Annotated in this window: 13 protein-coding genes; 7 read left to right on the top strand and 6 right to left on the bottom strand. The window is 41.2% G+C overall.

Translation table 11 applies throughout. From position 1 onward, the window contains the following. Positions 1-4: 4 nt before the first annotated feature. Positions 5-571: a SecY-interacting protein gene (gene syd, locus LP316_RS09225; protein ID WP_193020710.1), complete on the bottom strand. Its 567-nt coding sequence runs from the start codon at positions 569-571 to the stop codon at positions 5-7. A gap of 55 nt (positions 572-626) precedes the next feature. Here syd and queF point away from each other — a divergent pair, with 55 nt between their 5' ends. After that, positions 627-1,478 (top strand): NADPH-dependent 7-cyano-7-deazaguanine reductase QueF, encoded by an 852-nt coding sequence (gene queF / locus LP316_RS09220; protein WP_193020709.1) that lies wholly within the window; start codon positions 627-629, stop codon positions 1,476-1,478. A gap of 460 nt (positions 1,479-1,938) precedes the next feature. Here queF and LP316_RS09215 read toward each other — a convergent pair whose 3' ends face one another. Continuing rightward, on the bottom strand, positions 1,939-3,756 hold the full coding sequence (locus tag LP316_RS09215) for a M61 family metallopeptidase (protein ID WP_193020708.1): 1,818 nt from the start codon (positions 3,754-3,756) through the stop codon (positions 1,939-1,941). Between the two features lie 203 nt (positions 3,757-3,959). On the opposite strand from LP316_RS09215, the gene LP316_RS09210 reads away from it, so the two are divergent. The 6 genes from LP316_RS09210 (at position 3,960) to LP316_RS09185 (ending at position 11,745) form a co-directional block, all read left to right on the top strand. Then, complete coding sequence (locus LP316_RS09210) at positions 3,960-5,540, top strand: GGDEF domain-containing protein (RefSeq protein WP_193020707.1); 1,581 nt, start codon at positions 3,960-3,962, stop codon at positions 5,538-5,540. 45 nt (positions 5,541-5,585) lie between these two features. Then, on the top strand, positions 5,586-6,944 hold the full coding sequence (gene ppnN / locus LP316_RS09205; RefSeq protein WP_193020706.1) for a nucleotide 5'-monophosphate nucleosidase PpnN: 1,359 nt from the start codon (positions 5,586-5,588) through the stop codon (positions 6,942-6,944). Positions 6,945-6,947: 3 nt separating this feature from the next. Continuing rightward, positions 6,948-7,760: a flap endonuclease Xni gene (gene xni / locus LP316_RS09200; protein WP_193020705.1), complete on the top strand. Its 813-nt coding sequence runs from the start codon at positions 6,948-6,950 to the stop codon at positions 7,758-7,760. A gap of 75 nt (positions 7,761-7,835) precedes the next feature. Next, positions 7,836-8,213, top strand: a complete 378-nt coding sequence (locus LP316_RS09195; protein WP_193020704.1) for a DUF3192 domain-containing protein — start codon at positions 7,836-7,838, stop codon at positions 8,211-8,213. A gap of 245 nt (positions 8,214-8,458) precedes the next feature. Then, on the top strand, positions 8,459-9,466 hold the full coding sequence (locus LP316_RS09190; RefSeq protein WP_193020703.1) for an isocitrate dehydrogenase: 1,008 nt from the start codon (positions 8,459-8,461) through the stop codon (positions 9,464-9,466). A gap of 137 nt (positions 9,467-9,603) precedes the next feature. Next, positions 9,604-11,745, top strand: a complete 2,142-nt coding sequence (locus LP316_RS09185; protein WP_193020702.1) for a diguanylate cyclase — start codon at positions 9,604-9,606, stop codon at positions 11,743-11,745. Between the two features lie 54 nt (positions 11,746-11,799). On the opposite strand, the gene rlmM is transcribed toward LP316_RS09185, so the two are convergent. From rlmM to LP316_RS09165, 4 genes are read right to left on the bottom strand one after another with little or no spacing between them, the layout of a single operon-like run. Further along, positions 11,800-12,888, bottom strand: coding sequence for a 23S rRNA (cytidine(2498)-2'-O)-methyltransferase RlmM (rlmM, locus tag LP316_RS09180; RefSeq protein ID WP_193020701.1), 1,089 nt, complete (start codon positions 12,886-12,888; stop codon positions 11,800-11,802). Next, positions 12,885-13,277, bottom strand: a complete 393-nt coding sequence (locus tag LP316_RS09175) for a DUF423 domain-containing protein (protein ID WP_193020700.1) — start codon at positions 13,275-13,277, stop codon at positions 12,885-12,887. Before LP316_RS09175 ends, rlmM begins: the two co-directional genes overlap by 4 nt. Then, a complete protein-coding gene (locus tag LP316_RS09170) occupies positions 13,274-13,924 on the bottom strand; it encodes an alpha/beta family hydrolase (RefSeq protein WP_193020699.1) in 651 nt (216 codons plus the stop codon). Before LP316_RS09170 ends, LP316_RS09175 begins: the two co-directional genes overlap by 4 nt. After that, on the bottom strand, positions 13,917-14,840 hold the full coding sequence (locus LP316_RS09165) for a transcriptional regulator GcvA (RefSeq protein WP_193020698.1): 924 nt from the start codon (positions 14,838-14,840) through the stop codon (positions 13,917-13,919). The genes LP316_RS09170 and LP316_RS09165 overlap by 8 nt, the downstream gene beginning before the upstream one ends. Between the last annotated feature and the right edge of the window lie 155 nt (positions 14,841-14,995).

Raw genomic sequence — 14,995 nt, 5'->3', positions numbered from 1 at the left:
TAAATTATTGAGGCTCAGCCACATAGTTATCAATTAACTCGATAAACTCAGATAAGCTATTAGCCACTTTTTTATGTGGCAGCTTACCCACTTTCTCAGCCCAAACCTCACCTGATTCATTGTCAACCGATAAAATAATATCTTCTTGGTCGGTCACCGCGAAAAAGATGGTCACCGGTTGATTAAGTTTTTGCTTCATTAAAACATGGCCGATAATATTGCGCTGTAGCCTTTCAAAATCTTCAAGGTTCCACGCAAATAACAATTCAAGTAAGCCATCATCTGTTTGTGCAGGCACCGGCTCAGAATAAATAGCGGTGTAATAATCGATGATGCTTTGGTGAAGTTTAATATCGAGAGCTTCTTCAACATTACTAAAACTTAAGGCTTCTTCTATCGCTACAGGTTGCCAGTAGTCATTTTGTTGATCTCGTTCACCACACAAACACGGCGATGGCCATTCGTCATCTTTTTCAAGATAAGGTTTATGACCGTAAACTTGCTCGCATTGGCTAACAAAGTTATTGGCAAAGGCCATGATTGGGTCAAATAACGGATTTGATGATTTCATCGACATTAAAGATCCTTTAAAATAGCTCGTTCAGTTAACAGGAATGAAAATAGTAATGACCAATTACGAAAACGCTAAAGCACTTGAAGGGCTAACACTGGGTAAATCAACCGATTACGCCAGTGAATATAACCCAAATCTTCTGCAAGGTGTACCGCGAAGTTTAAACCGTGAACAAATAAACTTATCAGGACAGTCCCTACCTTTTTATGGTGAAGATGTTTGGTATGGTTACGAGTTATCTTGGCTTAATAGTAAAGGTAAACCCGTAGTAGCCGTTGCTGAATTTAGGGTGCCAGCAACCAGCGAAAATATCGTTGAGTCAAAATCATTCAAACTCTATTTGAACAGTTTCAATCAAAGCCGTTTTGCCACACGTGAAGACGTAATAGAGCGTTTAATAAAAGATCTAAGCGAGATTGCCAAGGCGCCTGTAAAAGTCACTCTCTTTGATGTTGACAACTGCCCAGCACTTAACATCAAGCACCTTGAAGCAATTTGTATAGACGAATGCGATATTGCGGTAGACGATTATCAATTTGATGACACGTTACTTGATGATATTCATATAACTCAAGCGCCGATCGTTGAAGAAGTCTTAGTCAGTCACTTGCTTAAATCAAATTGTTTGATCACCAATCAACCAGACTGGGCAAGTGTTTACATTAGTTATCAAGGTAAACAGGTTAATCGCCAAGCGTTATTGGCCTATCTGATTTCCTTTCGCCAACACAATGAATTTCACGAACAGTGCGTTGAGCGTATTTTTTGCGATCTACAAAAATATGGCCAGTTTGACAAACTTAGTGTGTACGCACGCTATACCCGTAGAGGCGGCTTAGACATCAACCCCTTTAGAAGCACAGAAAATATTACCGCACCAAATGCGAGAACCTTGCGCCAATAACTCTAGATTCACGGGGTCAGACTTCGCTAATTCTGACTCCGAGTGACCTAGTTATTTGACTAGGATTGATGTTCGGTGATGAGCGAAAAGCGGAAGTCAGTTTTCTTTATAAAATTATTGCTATAAAGCAATTAACTCAATTTTTCACTATAGCAAAACGTCATTCCCGCGAATGCTTACATGGATGTAAGTAAGTAGAATAATGCAGGAGCAATTATCGAGGCGGGAACCTCATAAATTCAAAGCGAGCTTTTAATCATTAATGAAAAAACGCACTGCTAAATGGCAGGAGATCCCCTGTAAAAACGTCAGGGGATGACGGCTCTCCGTAGTAGGGTTTGGTAAAGTCACTTACTCGCCCTGAGCCGCTGATAAGAGTCAGATCAACATTGGAGGAGATCCCGTTCTTCAACGGGATGACCGCGCTAACATTCTTACTTCTATAGTTGGCACAATTAATTTAGCTCTTTGGAAAGCTAACGCCAGTCCAAGCTTTAAAGAATTGTTTTTGGCGTTTAGATGGTTTATCAACCGGTACTATGGTCAGATTTCCTGCAGGCAACGCCCCCAAACGCACGGTTTTTTCCATCAACTTATCGCGTCTAAAAAAGCTAATCACAACTTCTTGCTCCGGTGCAAAGTTGTCCAAGCGTTTGTCTAGCGAAGTATCGGCCATTCTCAAACCGTCAATGGCAATAATAATGTCATCAAGCGTAAAGCCGGCTTGCCATGCTGGGCTATTTTTCTCAACAGCAGTGACCTTTAAACCACTTTGCACAGCTTGTGTCGACATTCCCGTCCACGGCTTAGCTTTGTCTTTGCTGCCATAACTCATTTTCAAGCCTGCTTTTTTTAGCAGCTTATCAAAATCTGGCGTTGGTGTTCCTTCAACATTTTCCTGCCACCAAGATTCATAAGAGTTACCCGTTAAATCTTTTAATATTGCCAGTACATCTTGATCGTTAAAACTCTTAGGCAATCTAAATTCTTGATAAAGCGCACTGTGAACATCGCGATAGCTTTTCTTCATCCGTGTGTCTTCGATAATCGCGAAGTCTAATAACCAAGAGGTTAAATAACCTTCAGAATAGATGTTAACACTGTGGTTTTTACCATAGTCCCCTCCCTGATCAATCCATTTATCAAAACTGGCATCAGCAATACTTTGGCTATCTCGACCTGGTTTGCGCAGATATCCATTAACCCGTTTAGCCAAATCGCGCAAAAACTCTTGTGTTGTCATGATGTCAGCACGGGCTAATAGTTGATTTTGAAAATAACTCGTCGAACCTTCTGATAACCACAGTAGATTTGAGTAGTTTTCGTGTTGGTAATCATAAGGTACCAGCCCTTCAGGGCGATATTGCTTTACGTTCCATGTGTGAACAAACTCATGTGACGCCGTTGATAAAAAGCTCAAGTAATCTTCTCGCTTGTTAAATGAATAACGATTGCGCTGAATAATGGTCGAGTTTAAATGTTCGGTTGCGCCGCGAGCACCACTGGTTGCATGTACCATGAAAACGTAACGTTCGTAGGGGTAATCCGGCCAGATCGCATAGCCTGTTTTAACCAACTTTTTCAAATCGCGAATCATATCTTTTTCGACATAGTTGCCATCGCCCCAAATGGCTAATTCATAGTCGCGACCGTCCACTTTAAATTCGTGATGCTTTAACACGCCAGTCTCTATTGGCGAGTCAACAAGTACGTCATAATTGGGGGCGATAAACTGATGCTCATGCTCACCAAACGGTAAGCCTGATACACTTTTCCAACCAGCTGGCACCGTTAAATTGATAATGTGCTTTTCGTCTCGCGAGGCTTTTGAATACATCACTACCGCTGAAGCGTCTAAAAACGCATGACTGTCGTCTATATGTCGAGTGCGTTTTGCTAACTGATTGGCGTACAGTTGATAACTCACGTTAACTTGCCCTGTGGTATTTTCAATTACCCAAGTATCTTTTGCTGTTTTATGCCAATTAAGTAACTGCCCTTGTTCATCTGTCGCGCTAAAGTGTCTAACACCGTTAGCAATATTGAGGATTTCGTATCGGCCTGTGCGCCAAACAGGAAGCTCCAGTACTACCTGCTTTTGGTCGCTTGGTTCAAACGACAAGCTAATTCGTGATAAATGATGTTCAGGTTTATCAATGTTAATATCGACAATCACATCGGCCTGAGCACTAAAGGCTAAACTCAAGCCAACACAAGAGAAAATGGTTGCTAGCGGTTTGTTTAATGTTGAAAAAGAAAATGGTAAAAATCGCGTCATATCGCTATCTCGTCATCGTACAAATGCGTTATAGTACCCAAACAAGGAGCATTATATAAGTCATTCTGTTACATAAAAATTTTAATCTGTAACGTCTATGTCTGAGAATATGACGTATACTTGTATTAACACTCATCAAGTCAATCACTTTTTCTCGTTTGCCGACTATAATACTTTTGCCAAATTAAGGAATATCGCAATTTATGAATTCAGAAGCCGTTGAAGCAGGACAATTAAAAAGACTTCAAGAAAAGCTTAACAACGCTATCGCGTCTAGGGCGGCACTTGAGGAAGATTTAAGCGCTCAGTCCTCTTTATTTCTCCAATTTATCGATAAACTGTCTCGCGTCTGTAAAGGCATGGATCTTGAGTTAGATAACAAGCTGGCTAACTTTCGCTCGTTAATTAACAAATCTGAACCCATTGAAGTTATTGAACAGCACATCAATGCCATTTCTATTTTGCTCAAACAACAAGCCACCAAGAACGAAGTCAATATTCGTTTGGTGCAAGAAAAGTTTCACGAAGCGAGTACCGCGCTACAAAAATCCAAAGGACTACCACCACAAACTCGACGTCAGCTACGAGAATTAATCAGCGAAACCGGTAACGGCAAAGATACCTTAATTCAGTACATGCCTGTATTAAGCGAGTTGTTGGAACTCTATGCACAAGCAATTAACGCCAAAGATACCGCGCCCAAGCAAGGCTTACTGAATAATAATGGCTCACCTGCTCCCGCGCCAATCGATCAAAGCTTACTTGAGAAAGTCATTGAATCGATAAATAAACTATCGCTTTCTGCTCGTTATCAACAACAATTAACTCAACTGAAAGAACAAATTAATAACAGCGATAACACTGATGAAATCATAAATTCAATCGTTAATGCCTTTTCGTTAATTGCTTCTGATCTCAAAGAAGAGCGCGATTCAGCAAAGTCCTTTTTATCTTCGTTAAGTACAACCCTCACCACGGTCCAAAAAGCCGTGAGTTCAACCTTGGTAGAAAACGATGAAAATTTGAAAAAGCATCATGAACTAAACAGCGCGCTAAACAGTAAACTCGATGAAATCTCTCACTCTATTGATGTTTCTGAATCACTCAACCAAGTCAAAGATGAGATCAGTCACAAGCTATTATCGATTGCTAACATCATTGAAAAGAAAGTTGATGTTGAACAAGATACGCATCAAAAGTTAGAGCGAAAATTAAAAGCAATGGAGGCCAAAGTTAAACAGCTCGATACCGAGAGCAAAACGTTTGAACGCAAGTTGCAAAAACAGATTCAGAAAAACTTTACCGATCCATTAACCAAACTAGGCAACCGCGCAGCCTTCGACGACGCGATGAATAAAGCGCTTAACCATCATGCAAAAAACCAAGCAAATACCGCCGTTGTGGTAATGGATCTTGATAATTTCAAACAGATCAATGACACCTTCGGCCACACAGCTGGTGACAAAACGTTGCAGGTAATCGCAAAAACCATTCAAGCGACCATCGCTAAAGGTGCATTTGCCGCCAGGTATGGTGGTGAAGAATTTGTGCTAATTTATCGCGATATTGAACACGAACACTTATTAACAGAACTTGAGTCTGTTCGCGCCAAAATCGCCAGCTTACCCTTTAAGTTTAAAAATAAAAAAGTCAGTATTACCGTATCTATTGGTGCTACTCACGTTAAACAGGGCGATAACGTGTTTATCTGTTTCGAACGAGCCGATAACGCCATGTACCAAGCAAAAACCACAGGAAAAAATAAAGTAGTCTACGACGCATAGGCCGAGGCAAATTTATGGTCATCATCGTCGAAAAAGGAGTCGTTTATGCATGTTCAAATTAATCCTGTAGGAAGTATTAGCCTACTTTCCCATTTAGAGATCCAATTATTACATAAGCAAACCGATGCTAACCTTTACGAGCTGTATAAAAACTGCTCGCTTGCCGTACTCAATGTTGGCAGTAACACAGACAATGCAGAAGAGATTTTTGATAAATATAAAGACTTTGCGATTGATGTCATTCGCCGAGAGCGCGGGATTAAAATCGCGCTCCACAACCCGCCTAAAGATGCCTTTGTTGACGGTAAAATCATCAAAGGCATCAAAGAACATTTAAGTGCGGTTTTAAGGGATATTCTCTACACCAATTTCCGTTACGTGAATGTTTCATTGCCGAACATTTCACCCAGTGACAAAAACACCCATATTGTTTTTGATATCCTGCGCAATGCCAAAGCCATTAGACCAGAAACTAATGCCAACTTGATCACCTGTTGGGGTGGCCATTCAATTAACCTCAACGAATATAAGTACACTAAAATGGTGGGGTATGAGCTTGGCCTGCGCAAATTTAACATCTGCACAGGTTGTGGTCCAGGTGCCATGAAAGGCCCTATGAAAGGAGCCAATATTGGTCACGCCAAACAACGCATTAGCGATGGTCGATACCTAGGGTTGACCGAGCCAAGTATTATTGCCGCTGAGCCACCTAACCCAATCGTGAATGAATTGGTGATCATGCCTGATATTGAAAAACGCCTCGAGGGCTTTGTTCGGCTGTCTCACGGTATTATTATTTTCCCAGGAGGTGCGGGAACCGCTGAAGAGCTGCTCTATATTTTGGGTATCTTGCTACACCCCAAAAATGCCGCTCAACGATTACCGATCATTTTGACAGGTCCGATAGAAAGCAAAGCTTATTTTGAAGAAATTGATGCTTTTATTGGTGCAACATTAGGAAAAGAAGCCCAATCGCTTTATCAAATAATTATTGATGATCCTAAAGCCGTCGCTCAATCACTTAAAAAAGGACTTGAGGAAGTTATGCAATATCGCAGTAAAACTGGCGACGGCTATCACTTTAATTGGTCATTACACATTGATGATGAGTTCCAACACCCATTTGATCCCAGTCATGAAAACATGGCCGCATTGGCTATTGAAAAATCATTAGCGACCCAAACATTAGCCGCAAACCTGCGCAGGATATTTTCAGGTATTGTCGCGGGCAACGTAAAAGCAGAAGGTATCAAAGCTATCCGAGAAAACGGGCCGTTTCATATTTCGGGACAAAAAGAAATTATGCAACGCGTCGACAAGCTGTTACAGTCGTTTGTAGAACAATCGAGGATGAAGTTGCCGGGTTCAACGTATACCCCGTGCTACAAAATCGTAGGAGAGTAATGAGTGTCAGCGCATGTTGTCTTAATTGATGCATTGAATTTAATCAGACGGATTTATGCCGTACAAGAACGGCCGTTTCTGTTCAATGGTGAACTTGCGCCAAACACTCAACAGCAAGTTTTGCACAACACTGTGCAAGCTTGTTCACAAGCGCTAAGCAATATTCTGGGGCTACTCAAGCCAACGCATGCGCTTGCGGTATTTGACAGCGAGGTACCGTGTTTTCGCTACGATATTTACCCCGATTACAAAAAAGGTCGGGCTAAAATGCCGAGTCACTTGAGTGATAAAATGAACGACATTCAAGATGTGTTTCTCGAATTAGGTGTTGACTCTCTCGTGCCTGAAGAGGATGAAGCCGACGACGTTATTGCAACCTTGTCGATCAAAGTGGCGCTGCGCAATCAAGACGTCACCATAGTGTCAACCGACAAAGCTTTTTTAATGTTGCTCAATGACAATATCAAGGTCTTTGATTACTTTAATCGTCGCTATTTAGATGAGCAATATGTCGCTGAAAAATTTTCCGTTAGCCCCAATAAGTTACTCGACTTATGGAGTCTAACCGGCGATACCACGAACAAAATCCCCGGTGTCGAAGGTATTGGCCAAGTAACAGCTGCCCAACTGCTCGATGAATACGGTTCGATAGCAGCGCTCAAAAATGCCGAGCAATTGAAACCTTCGATCAAGAAAAAACTCGACAAATGCCAAGAAAACTTAACCTTGAGCCGCCAATTATTAACGCTTAAACAAGACATTCCGCTAGGGTTTAATTTAAAAGATATTCGACTGCCAACTCGCTCACCTAGTTAAACTAGAAAAAACTTTTCATTAACAAATTGAAGCGCTATTCTATGGCTTTATTTTTTCCTTTGCCATTTTCTTATTATGAACAAAAAAGTTATCTCTTTGATTGCCCTAGCACTTGTTTCTTACGCTATTTTTGTCGCATTAGTCGTCACTTTTTACGACGACAACCCCGCAAATATGAAATGGGAAGACAGAGAGGAATACAATCGTCAATACATAGGAAAGTTGCAACTTGAACAATTCACTTTTGAACAAGCGCTAACAGATCTCGGTAGCCCAGATATCACCGAAGCAAAAAAAAGTGATAACAGCAATTACCAAGTCATGTTTTACCGTACTCACCATGTAAAATCCGACGGTATCACCACAATTGAAGAGTGCACTGCCCTACTATTTAAAGACGGTGTTCTTACGGGGATTGGCAAGAGCGCACACGAGATGTTCGATCAACTTTGATCTGTGTCACCTGCCATTCTCACTATCACACAAAAAAATTAGTGTTCCACAATTAACACTCTATACTTTAGCCTGATAAAACCTATTAAATTGGTGCTACCTTTTCGAGCAAAATGTAATTAAGCGTGAAAATTTTCACGCTAGCTTACAGCGCTTATGCGTGATATAAAGCACCGCAATTGTAGTGGTTAGACCATTACACGTTCTTCTAGCATGATTGCTTAACAGCAAATAAAGGTAAAATAATGGCTAAACAAACTATCACAGTCATCCCAGGTGACGGCATCGGACCAAGTATTATCGATGCAACTCTTAAAGTATTAGACAAAGCAGGTTGTGATTTTGAATATGAATTTGCTGATGCAGGACTCACTGCACTTGAAAAACACGGTGAGCTAGTTCCTGAAGAAACTTTGAAGTTAATTGAAAAAAACAAAATCACGTTAAAAGGCCCATTAACGACACCTGTTGGTGAAGGTTTTACGTCGATTAACGTAACATTACGCAAGCAGTTTCAGTTATACGCTAACGTTCGCCCTGTCCTATCGTTTAAAGGCACTAAAGCGCGCTACGAAAACATCGACATCATTACCATTCGTGAGAATACTCAAGGTATGTACTCTGGTTTAGGGCAAACGGTAACAGAAGACGGCGCACAGGCTGAAGCAATGAGTTTGATCACGCGTGAAGGTGCAGAGCGTATTGTTGAGTTTGCATATGAAACTGCGCGCAAAGAAGGTCGCAAAAAAGTAACCGCAGTTCACAAAGCCAACATTTTAAAATCAACCTCAGGTTTATTTTTAAAAGTCGCACGTGAAGTTGGCGAGCGTTATCCTGATATCGAATCAAGTGAAATGATCGTTGATAACTGTTGTATGCAATTAGTGATGAACCCTGAGCAATTTGACGTCATCGTAACGACTAACTTATTTGGTGATATCCTTTCTGATTTGTGTGCGGGTCTTGTTGGTGGTTTAGGTATGGCACCAGGCGCTAACATCGGTAAAGATTGCGCTATTTTTGAAGCTGTTCACGGCAGTGCGCCAGATATTGCCGGTAAGAACCTTGCTAACCCAACATCCGTTATTTTAGCCGCGATTCAAATGCTCGAATACTTGGGTATGGCTGATAAAGCTGACGCAATTCGCAACGCTGTTAAAGACGTGATTGAATCAGGTGACAGAACGACGCGTGACTTAGGCGGTACACACGGAACTACCGACTTCACTGAAGCAGTAATCGAAAGATTATAATCTCCTCAATGTGTCAAATATCAAAGCCGGCAAACATTGTGAGCCGGCTTTTTTTATATCATTAGCAACAGCTCAGAGTTTTATTCTGTTACAAAAAATCATATTATATAAAGAATTGATAGTTAATTGTTAAGTTCATGTTAATATTAGAAAAAGTTTGGAAAGATTTAAAAAGTGTTGACTTATATCTCTATGGTATCGGCTTCGGTATCTTAGGTGCGATAACAAATATCTATTTAAACTTTGAATTATACGGCCAACTTACGCTTCATTTAGGCCAAGCATTTGTTTTCCTGTGCTTACTAACGCGAGGTTTTACCAGTGCGTTGATAGCTTCTGCGATAACCAACGGCTCACTTTGGTACTTAACTGGCAACCCCTATTTCTTTTTAACACTCAATTTAGAATTAGTAGTCGTCGCAATCCTTAGTCGATATCGCGTTTGGTTACTCAACGCCGATATTCTCTACTGGTTATTTATCGGTTTGCCAATAACTTACAGTATATTACTAGTACAAGGTTTGCCGGCAGAGTCCAATGCGATGATTCTAAGTAAGCAGATCCTAAATGGCGTAATGTATACGTCAATTGCGGTCGCTTTAAATTACTTCATACCGAGTTTAACGACTCGACATAATATGAATCAGCATCGACCATCGTTGTCGATGATAATTTTTCGTCTTAGTGTGATCACTATTATCTTACCTAGCTTGATCATTGCATTATCGCTAACGCAAAAGTCAGTGAGTCAGTTCGAGAAAGTCACCTTAGCAAAATTGTCTAATGATGCTAACGAGCTTGAAACGGTGATTGATCAATATGTAGTCCGTCACCAAGTTGCCGTAGATGCCTTAGCAAGTACCTTAGCCAATGACATTTCCCAGTTACAGCGGCAATCGATTTTAAACCAATATCAAGCGCTATATCCCGGCTTTATTACGATGTTAATTACCGACCAACGCGGTAAAGTTACCCATGGCGCACCAACGAGTTTCTTCGAAAAATATATTGAATTACCAGAAGAGCAACGCTTTGTCACAGACCGAGATTATTTCAACCAACCGAAACAGACGTTAACACCGTATATATCTAAGGTATTTCAAGGTCGCGGTTTTGGCTCAGATATGATCATCGCAATCAGCAGCCCTGTTATCGTAAACCAGTCATTTATTGGTATCGCTGAAGGATCGCTTAACTTGCCAAAGTTTGCCAATTTTGAACGGGAAATTTTGGGGGATAATAGCGACGAGTTTATTTTAATTACAGATGGTAGCGATAAAACGATTTATCATTCATTTCCTGAACCTGAAATGCTCGACGGTTTTCAAGCGGCACTTAACAAAGAAAAAGCGCCAAACGCCAAAGATTTTGAAATTGTTATTAATAATATCAAGTATTTATTTCAGTCAAACAATGACACCGTTAACTGGAAAGTTTATGTATTCCAACCGGCCAATGTCATCACCTCCGTGATCACCAGTAACTTTTACCTCGTTCTATTTAGTTTATTTGCCATTATTTTGTTGTTTTTATTCCTCGCTAGGATCGTTTCCAAGCGCCTAACGAGCCCGCTTGTTGAACTTATCGAACAATTCAGCCGCAAAGAGCCAAACCTCAACATGGAGCTTTCGCCGGATAGCCCTGCTGAGTTTGAGTTTTTGTCCAACAAACTAAATCAAGCCTATAAATTGCAACAAGGTTACCAAGAACACCTAGCATTGGAGGTTGAAGAAAAAACTCAACAACTTCAAGCGCTCAATCAGGAGTTAGAGCTCAAAGCCCGAACGGATGGTTTAACGGGCTTATTAAACCGAATGAGTTTTGAAGATCTGGCATCAACGCAATATCAGCTGTCTACGAGGGAAAATATCCCTTGCACCATCGCTATGCTTGACATCGATCACTTTAAGCGTGTGAACGACGTTTATGGTCACTTAATGGGAGATAAATGTATTATTTTCCTAGCAGAGCAACTGCGCATCCACTTTAAGCGCGAAACCGACATTATTGCTCGATTTGGTGGTGAGGAATATATCGTACTGATCAACGGCGATGCCGACAAAATCTACCAGCGATTCGAAAAGTTCAGAAAAGCAGTTGAAAGTCATATTTTTAACCACGAAGACCAGCTATTCCAAGTCACGATCAGCATTGGCCTATGTCACATTAACCAAGACTTTAGCAAGCCCCTTGAAGAGCTCACCAATATTGCTGACGAAATGCTCTACCAAAGTAAGGCCAATGGTAGAAACCAAATAACCCGACATACTGTTGGCTAACGAAAACAAACACAAAAAAACGGCTAAATGCCGTTTTTTATTTGATATGTGCTTTTAAGACCTTGCCAATGGCGGCGGGCTCAGTAACCTTGCATGCACCGTCACTTCTTCGCGATCATAATATAGATGCTTAGCATATAATTCGTACTGCACACCAGCTTCGCTAAAAGCGTCTTTGATCAATTGGATATCTTGAACCACTTCTTGATAACGCCCCTTGGGCGGTAATTTTAAATTGAAAATCGCTTCTTTACAGTAGCCGTGCAATAACCATTTAACCATTAATTTAGCAACGCGCTTTGGGCTTTCAATCATGTCACAGACGAGCCAATAAACGTTTAATTTACTTGGCACAAATTTAAAGCCGTCTGCCATGTAGTGTTTGACTTGTCCGGTATCCATTAAGGATTCTGCCATAGGGCCATTATCAATGGCTGAAACCATCATACCGCGGCGAACGAGTTGATACGTCCAACCACCTGGTGCAGCGCCCAAGTCGACCGCTCTTAACCCAGAGCACAAACGGCTTTCCCACTGATTTTTCGGAATAAAATACAAAAACGCTTCGTCTAATTTTAAGGTCGAACGACTTGGCGCTTGATTTGGAAACTTCAACCTCGGAATACCCATTGGGTGAGGCGAACTATTGTGACCTAACGAATAACCTACAATCACCTCTTGGCCAGATAGAAATAACGCGTGTAAATTAGCACCATCGTTATCGCCTTGAGCAGTTAAAATCTTCTCCTTACGAAGCGCTTGGCGCAATGGTACGGCAAGCTTTCGACAAAATTTTGAAAGTGCCTTACCATCATTGGTATCAGCTGTTTCCATCCGCAAATCAACGTATTGCCACTCATTACCCAATGCTTCAACAATCGCTTCAACGCGATTACTACTGGGTAACTCGATGCGATCAGTTAGCGATAAAAACCACTGGCGAGCAAAAATCAATCGCTTAAGTGGCAGTTTTTCAATCAGCTTCTCACCATCTTCTGCATTGTAAAGATGATAAAGGACTATCCCTTGTTTCTTTAAAATTTCAATATAGCCAAAAGCTTCGTTCCACGCGGCTTTTTCTTGGATTTCTGCGCCACACTCTTTTTCAAAGCCCGGACGGCAATATAAGACAATACACGTCATTTACGTTTACCTAAAAAAATAAGTACCAACCAACCTAATGCCAAACTCATCCCACCCCAAGGTGCGATAACCGTGATTTCACTATAGGAAGAAAATGTTTTTACATACAAGCTACCGCTAAAACAAATAACGCCAATCGTTATTAACAAGGCGCTCAGGGCAATAATTAGCTGCGAACGGTATTGATATGCAACGTACAACACCAATAAAACAATGGTATGTAAAAACTGATAAAAATGAGCGTGATTTAATCGCTCAATATCGGCAGGTAATAACCCTTGACCCGCATGGGATAACCAAGCGCCGAATAGTACAGAAAAAGACCCGCTAACGCCAATAAATATCGGTAACAACGCCATAAAGCGGCCAAAATTAGTTGCAAGCATCATTTTGCTCCCTGTCCTGCCACCTGTTCAACAAAGCCACGAATAGCTTGAGCAACCGACACTAAATGTTGCTCTTGGTTGTAACCAGAGCGAACTCGTGGTTTAAAATCGTGATCACCATCAGGCAAAAACATCAATTGATAATGCGCTGCAAGCAGATAGCTATCGATTTCTGGCTTATTGCCAAGCGTATCGCGATCGCCTTGGCATATTAACGTTGGCACACGATTTACCATCAATGGTGCCAATCTATGTTTCTCTGGCTTTTTCGGCGGATGAAAAGGATAGCCCAAGCAAATCGCGCCAGTGACACGCTCACTCATGTGTTCGTCTTCGCCAAGCAATGTCATCGCTACACGAGAGCCCATTGACTTGCCGCCGATAAATAGCGGTAACTCTGTGCCAATGTCAGTCAATATCGCTTGATAGGCTTCGACTAACACTGGCATTTTATTTGGCGGATATTTTTTACCATCGATTGCTCGCTTTGCCATGTACGGAAAATCAAAGCGAATCACATTAATCCCCTGTTCAACGAGTAATGTCGCCATTTTTTCCATAAAACTATGTTTTTTTCCTGCGCCAGCACCATGGGCGAAAACAAAGTTAGCAACAGGCGCTTTGGCGTTATTAAGGATTAACTCACTCATCAGTTAAATGCCCATCAACAATCACTTCTTGCTCTTTGGCAACGGTTTCTAGCATCCAGTTATTAAACGCTTCTATTTTACCAAGCTCAGCTTGATGTGCTCGATAAACCAAATAGTGAGCGTCTTTACTCACAAGCACTTCGGTAAAAGGCGAGACTAAGCGACCAGCATCTAAATCAGCCTTAGCAAGAAAACTATTAGCTAAAGCGATACCTTGACCGTGAATGGCCGCCTGTAACACCATTGAAGAATGGCTAAAAATTGGGCCGTGGTTAACATTAATTCCCTTCACACCTACCTGACTGACCCAGCGTTTCCAATCTCGACGAGAGGTATCGTGCAACAGAATGTGATGTCGTAAATCATCAGTATTATTAAGTGGTTTTTTACCCGCTAATAACAGCGGTGAACAAACGGGTATCAAATACTCGGTATGCAGTTGTTGAGCATGGACTTTCGACCAACGCCCCCGACCATAGTAAATGGCAATATCAACATCTTCGGTCAATGAATTATCAGGTTGATCAACCGCCTTGATACGCACATCGATGTCAGGGTGTAAGTTGTTAAAATCATTTAATCTAGGCACTAGCCACTGAATCGCAAAACTTGGCTGTAAACTCACGGTAATAGCACCTTTTGCGCCGCGAGCAAGTAGTTTTTCTGTCGCATCGTGTAACGAATTGAAAATATCTTTGATATCTAAGTAGTAAGATTGGCCTTCTTCAGTCAACAATAAGGCGCGATTTTTCCGCATAAATAATTTTAGGCCAAGATGCTCCTCAAGACTTTTAATTTGATGACTAACCGCTGCCTGAGTAACAAACAACTCCTCTGCAGCTTTAGTAAAACTTAGGTGTCGCGCAGATGCTTCAAATGCGCGCAATGCATTTAATGGGGGTAACCGTGCAGCCATCTTTTACCTTCAAACATTAACGTATAAATAACTAAACAAGATCAATGAATAGATATGCAAAAACAATTTAACAGCAAACCTTATTCATTAGTTTTTCTAATGACAAACATTATAAAATGTCAGTTTAACTTTTGCTAGTGTAGCCCTAAAATTTA

Origin of the sequence: Thalassotalea sp. LPB0316, assembly GCF_014898095.1 — a bacterium.
Classification (GTDB): Bacteria; Pseudomonadota; Gammaproteobacteria; order Enterobacterales; family Alteromonadaceae; genus Thalassotalea_G.
Note: the sequence above shows the minus strand (reverse complement) of the source record. Positions and strands in the feature narration are given on the sequence as shown.